The sequence below is a fragment of the Frankia sp. CgJB1 genome, assembly GCF_977947065.1.
This window is the reverse complement of the sequence record NZ_CDWTNB010000167.1, coordinates 1-5,374: the sequence shown is the minus strand read 5'-3', so window position 1 is coordinate 5,374 and position 5,374 is coordinate 1. Positions and strand designations below refer to the sequence as shown.

At 71.4% G+C, this 5,374-nt stretch carries 6 protein-coding genes; 5 read left to right on the top strand and 1 reads right to left on the bottom strand.

Going from position 1 to position 5,374, the window contains the following annotated elements:
* The first annotated feature begins 386 nt into the window (after window positions 1-386).
* The 5 genes from AC08OT_RS16445 (at window position 387) to AC08OT_RS16425 (ending at window position 4,482) form a co-directional block, all read left to right on the top strand.
* Window positions 387-1,352: a phosphatase PAP2 family protein gene (locus AC08OT_RS16445; protein ID WP_476603003.1), complete on the top strand. Its 966-nt coding sequence runs from the start codon at window positions 387-389 to the stop codon at window positions 1,350-1,352.
* 246 nt (window positions 1,353-1,598) lie between these two features.
* A complete protein-coding gene (locus AC08OT_RS16440) occupies window positions 1,599-2,690 on the top strand; it encodes an OmpA family protein (protein ID WP_476594623.1) in 1,092 nt (363 codons plus the stop codon).
* Between the two features lie 265 nt (window positions 2,691-2,955).
* Window positions 2,956-3,150 (top strand): (2Fe-2S)-binding protein, encoded by a 195-nt coding sequence (locus AC08OT_RS16435; RefSeq protein WP_462189201.1) that lies wholly within the window; start codon window positions 2,956-2,958, stop codon window positions 3,148-3,150.
* 120 nt (window positions 3,151-3,270) lie between these two features.
* Complete coding sequence (locus AC08OT_RS16430) at window positions 3,271-3,729, top strand: alpha/beta hydrolase (RefSeq protein WP_476603002.1); 459 nt, start codon at window positions 3,271-3,273, stop codon at window positions 3,727-3,729.
* Window positions 3,730-4,035: 306 nt separating this feature from the next.
* Entirely contained in the window at window positions 4,036-4,482 is a 447-nt protein-coding gene (locus AC08OT_RS16425; protein WP_476594621.1) for a hypothetical protein, read from the top strand.
* On the opposite strand, the gene AC08OT_RS16420 is transcribed toward AC08OT_RS16425, so the two are convergent.
* The gene (locus tag AC08OT_RS16420; protein ID WP_476594620.1) at window positions 4,483-5,121 is read right to left on the bottom strand and encodes a hypothetical protein; all 639 of its coding nucleotides are present in this window, start codon (window positions 5,119-5,121) and stop codon (window positions 4,483-4,485) included.
* Between the last annotated feature and the right edge of the window lie 253 nt (window positions 5,122-5,374).

The window sequence follows — 5,374 nt, the reverse complement described above, 5'->3', positions numbered from 1 at the left end:
CGCCCGGCCCGACCAGCTCGGTGCCGGGCGTCGTCAATATGCGCCCTCGGCCGCTCCCACCGCGGTGGCGGGATGGCGTTGGTGGCGGGATGGCGCGGGGCGGCGGAGTGGCGCGGGGCGGCGGAGTGGCGCGGGGCGGGGACAGCCGGTCAGGGGGAGGAGCCGGGCGGGCGAGCAGGCGGCGAATTTCCGCCCGGGGGAAGCGTCGTAAACGACGGATCGGCCCGTGACGGTTGCGAACGGCTCATGCTGTTGAGTAAGGGTATGGAGAGCGAGCTGTCGAGACGCTCCGGCCCGTCGCGACGGTTGGTGCGCCGGTCTGTTCGCGCGTGCGGTCCTGCCCGAGGGCGTAGAGGCGCGCGGGTGCGACGTTCGAGAAGTGCATAGTGAGGCGCTTGCGCAACCAGACCACCGGCCTGCCGGTCTGGTGGGTCGAGGTGCTGATGCTGGTGATCCTGTACTACTCCTACACCGGCACCCGCGCCGTGGCCGACGCCTCCACCGGCGAGGCGATGCGGATGGGCCACGATCTCCTGCGCCTGGAGACCTTCCTGCACCTCGATCCCGAGCTCGGGCTCAACCGCTGGTTGCAGAGTGTACCGGTGTTGGCGATCCTCTGTTGTTACTACTACGCGACGCTGCACTTCGTCGTGACGCCGGCTCTGCTGGTGTGGATGCATCGTCGGCACTCCCCCCGGTACGCTCAGGTCCGCTGGACGCTGGTGATCACCACTCTGATCTGCCTGGTCGGGTTCTTCCTGTTCCCGACCGCCCCGCCCCGGTTGCTCACCGGCACGTCCTATGTCGACACCATGTCCCACTTCGAGGGCTGGGGATGGTGGAGCGGTAGCGCGAGCGCCGCCCCGAACGGCCTGGAGGGACTGACGAACCAGTACGCCGCGCTCCCGTCGCTGCACTGCGCATGGTCGTTGTGGTGCGGTTTCCTGCTGGTGCGCTTCGGGCGCCGACCGCTGCTCCGGGTGCTCGGCGCGCTCTATCCGGCGGCGACCCTGTTCGTCGTCATGTCGACGTCGAACCACTATCTCTTGGACGCCGTCGCCGGATGGGCGGTCCTGGGCGTCGCCGCCGGTGCGGTTGCGCTCGTCGCCGGGTGGCGGTCCCGGGTCGGTTTCGTGGGGAGCGCCGCCGGGCAGCCGGCCGTGCCGGAAGTCGGATCGCCGCTTGCGCCGAACGCACTGGCACCGGTGTCCGTGCCACCGCCGTCTCCGCCGCCGTCTTCCCTGGCACCCCGCCCGCCTTCCCCGGCGCCTCCGCCCGCCCCGCCGGCCACCTCCAGCATGGCGGTGCGGGTCACGCCGGTGGCGCGAGCCGACGGAGTGCACGCGAACTGATCGCGGTGGGTGGCCGATGCCGATCCGACCGTGTCGGCCTGGTGCGGCTCCCCAGGTGGGTGCATCTTTCGCCCCGATGCGTTACTTCTGGGACCGATGTGCGAAAGTTGCGGGAAAGCGGTTTTCCCGGCCGCGTCCGACCTTGCGGCACCCCCTCCCCAACACCTCGAAGATCGGCCCTGTCCCGACGATCAGCGCCACCTCGAAGATCCCGCGTCCGGTCCGATCCTGCTCGGAGTCCGATCGATGTCCCTGTCCACGGCCGTGCGTCTGCAACGCCCGCGCCCGGTCGCCTTCGCCATCGCACTCGTGCTGGCGTGGTTGCTGCTTGCTCTTGTCGCGTTCGCCCTGCGCCGCGGTCCCATCGAAGATGATCTTTCCGCCCGGGCGACCGCGGCGGTCCGGTCCACCGGCGGCGGGCACGCCCAGGTTCACGTCGAGGGGCGTGATGCGGTCGTCACCGGTCGTTTCCCGAGTGCCGCCGCCGCCGAACAGGCGCGGGCCTCGGCCGCGGTCGCCGGCACGACCTCCGCGCGTCTCGGTGACGACGTGGTCATCGCGACCGAACCCGCGCGCCCCCTGGTGCTCGCCGTGGCCGGCCGAGGACTGTCGATCACGGCGACCGTGCCCGACCGGGCGAGCCGTGCCGTGTTGCTCGCCGCCGTGGCGGACGCGAGCGGCGGGTCGGTGACCGGCGAGGTCCGGGTCGACCCGGCCATGGCGGAGCCGCCGGTGGAGGCGGTGGCCGCCGTCGCGGCGGCGCTGCGCGGTTTCCCCGGGAACCACTCGGTCACAGTCTCCGGGACGACCGTGGCGGTGGCCGGCAGCGCCCCGGACGAGGCCACGAGGCGGCGCCTCGGCGCCCAGGTGCTGGCGGCGGCTGGTACCACCGTTCCTGATGCCACCCTGGACAACCGGCTTGTCGTCCCGGGAGAGAAGCCTGCCGCCCCGGCGGCGAAGCCCACCTCCGACGCCGGGGCCCTCGCGGCCCTACGCGCTGCCCTCGACGGTCGGAACGTGACGTTCCCGGTCGGCGCAGCGACACTGAGCCCGCCGGCCCGCCTTTGGCTTGACCGGGTGGCGGCGGCGCTGCGCGCCGGCCGGGTCGTGGTCCTGGTCGGCGGCCACACCGACGCCTTCGGGCCGGCGACCCTCAATCAGGCGTTGTCTCTGGACCGGGCCCGGGTGACTGCCGACTACCTGACGGACCGGGGCGTACGTCCCGACCTCATGCGCGTCGCCGGGTTCGGTTCCCGGTGGCCGGAGGCCGACAACGCCACGCCCCGGGGACGGGCGGCCAACCGTCGGGTCGAGATCGTCCCGTGGCCCGATCGCTGATTCTGGGCGAGCCCGATCCCGGCTGATCCGGTCGATCTGCAGTCCGGCCGATTTCCGGCCCAGTGTCACGGTGATGTCGCGGATGCGCGACCGTCTTGCCTGCGGCCGGTGGCCCATGGCACCCTCTGCTTAGGGAAGCCTTAGCTAAGGCTGCTCCGTAGGGTCGACTGCCCCACGGGGTCGAAGGATCATCGACAGATCGACAGGGTCGCGAACTGCCGCTTGGCCGTCCGCGTGCTGGCTGTCTCGGGCGTGGTGAGGTGCGGTGCTCGTCTGTTCATGCTTCGCGGTGTCCGACCGGATGCTACGCAATGTGATCGCGTCGGGTGCCTGCGACGTTGACGCCGTCGGCGAGCGATGTGATGCCGGGACGGGCTGTGGCGGTTGTGTAGAGGAGATCGCCGAGCTGTTGGACGAGGCGTACGCGCGCCGCGGCAGCCCGGTCGCCAGGGCGGGGTAGGGTTCCGGAGGGGTGCTGGTCACCTCGTTGTGGTACCCCGCGTGGCGGCCCGCCCGCCCGCGACCCGTACCGCCCGGACCATCCGCAACGATCGAGCTCCCGGCGCCGCGTCCCCCGCCGTTGACCGCCGCGCCCGCCGACCGGCTCCGGCTCGCCCACTATCTGCTCGTCGGCGACATCGGGTTCGACTCGGCGGTGGCCGTGACGGACGCCCCGCCGGCCGCGGGCACCTTCGCGTTCGTGGTGTTCTCCCAAGGCAGAGTGGGGAGCCGGGTGCAGGCGGCATACCTGATGGAGGCGCTCGCCAGCCACGGTTTCGTCGTCGCGGCCCCCGATCATCCCGGTGACACGATGCTCGACGCGGCCTCCGGGCGGCAGGCGTCCCTGTTGGCCCTGGCCGCGGACCGGCTGCATGACGTCTCAGCGGTGATCGACGTCACCGAGGCCCATCGACTCACGGTCCGTTACACGGTCGCGTTCCTGGCCCGTCGACTACGGAATGAGACCGGCTATGACCGCTATCTCGGACCGCCGGCGGACCGGCCCGCCTCCGCGGTGACCGTGCGTCGGGCCATGTGACCATCACGCTCCGACGGTGTCTCCGCGCGCGGGCACATCGGTCCACCCGCGAGCTACCGCGTGGTGGGATCACCCTTGCGCTGCCACGACGGCATATGGATGACTCACCCCGACATTGCCGGCTACCGTGGGCCAACCGGCCAAAGTCCGCCTGAGAGGTAGCATCGGCCGGTCGATCCGGCCGAGCCGCGACGCCTCGCTGGTTGCGAGGCGCGAGGTCGGCGATGGCGCTGAGTCGGCTGCGCCAGCCGGATCACGGGCGATGCCTACGGGTACAGTACGGTACCCCGTGAGGAGGTCGTGGCGATGTCCGCTCGCCAGGTGCGGCGGTTTCAGCTGGAGCGTGACGTCGATGTCTCCGGCGTCTCCGGGACGGGTGCGGTCGCGTTCGGGGCGCAGGCCCCAGACGGCACCTGCGTGCTGTGGTGGGACTCCGAACACGATTCCATCGGGATCTATCCGACAATGGAGACGCTACTCGCCATCCACGGGCACGGCGGGAGTACTCGCGTCGTCTACATCGATGCCGCCGACCAAGCCATCCCCGCGGTTCCGGGGGGTCCCGCCGCCTCGGCCGTTCCCGCAGCCTCGGCCGTTCCCGTCCTCTCCGCGGCGTCGCCTGTGCCGAGCCCGGCGTCCCTGCGTGCCGCACCGTCGCTACGCCTCGGTTCCGCGGCGCGTTCGGCCGCCGCGACTCGTGGCCCGCGTCCCTCGCCGACCCGCAAGGCGCAGCCCGGGGGTGACGGCCGCTGATCAGGTCAGCGGGCGGAAGCAGGCGGTGGCCCGTTCCTGCGGGTCTACGGTGTAGAGCGCCAACGTGCCCGCCATCTCCTTCGGGTCCACGCCGTTGTCGAGCATTTGCCGGTGCAGGCCCGCCATCATGAGCAGGGCGTAATGCACCAGAATCGACGTGATGTCGGCGGGATGGCGCAGTGCCTCGCGAAACTGTTCGTCGGTCGCCACGTCGCTGGTGAGAGCGGCGAGGACGCCGAGCCGAATCCGCCCGGCGAGGTCCTCCCAGAGCTGGGCGCTTTTCGGGGCCTCCGGTCCTCGCCAGATCCCCGGGAACGCCAGGCCGGCGACGACGGCGGTCGGCTGTCGTCCCGTCCGGAGATGTATCGCGACGACCCACATCGCCATGAGCCAGCACATCCCGCGCAGGGTGTGCAGCGGATCGACGATCATCTGCTCACGGAGGTGCCGCTCGGACTGCGGGCGGCTGGCCGGAGCCAGCCAACCGCAGACGAGACGTTCGAGGTCGACGATCTGGACCATGGGCAGGTCCGCGGGGTGCGGCCGGGCCAGCGCGGCGGCCCGGTTGGACTCGGAATCGACCAGGGCGAGCGCGCCCGGATCGGAGAGTGTCTGCCAGGCCAGACCCGCCGACGGCATGCGGCACACGGTAACGCGAAACGCAGCACACCGACCACAGCATCGGCGGCATTGTGTGGCATTCGACGGTTGCCTCACCGCCGATTCTCTGGATGCGTCGCCGTGGTTTCCGCCGGAGGACCGATGCCGCGCGCACAGCGGTCCCCGGATCCGGGAGGAGCGTTGCGAACGGTAAGCGGGCGTCCGGGGGTTCACCCCTCGCCGAGGAGGTCTGACCACTCGCCGAGGAGGTCGAGGGGGGTGGTGGGTTGGT

Excerpts from the sequence above, each read along its gene's own strand:
- AC08OT_RS16440 (WP_476594623.1), top strand. The coding sequence starts at position 1,599 with ATGTCCCTGTCCACGGCCGTGCGTCTGCAACGCCCGCGCCCGGTCGCC.
- AC08OT_RS16425 (WP_476594621.1), top strand. The coding sequence starts at position 4,036 with ATGTCCGCTCGCCAGGTGCGGCGGTTTCAGCTGGAGCGTGACGTCGAT.
- AC08OT_RS16420 (WP_476594620.1), bottom strand. The coding sequence starts at position 5,121 with ATGCCGTCGGCGGGTCTGGCCTGGCAGACACTCTCCGATCCGGGCGCG.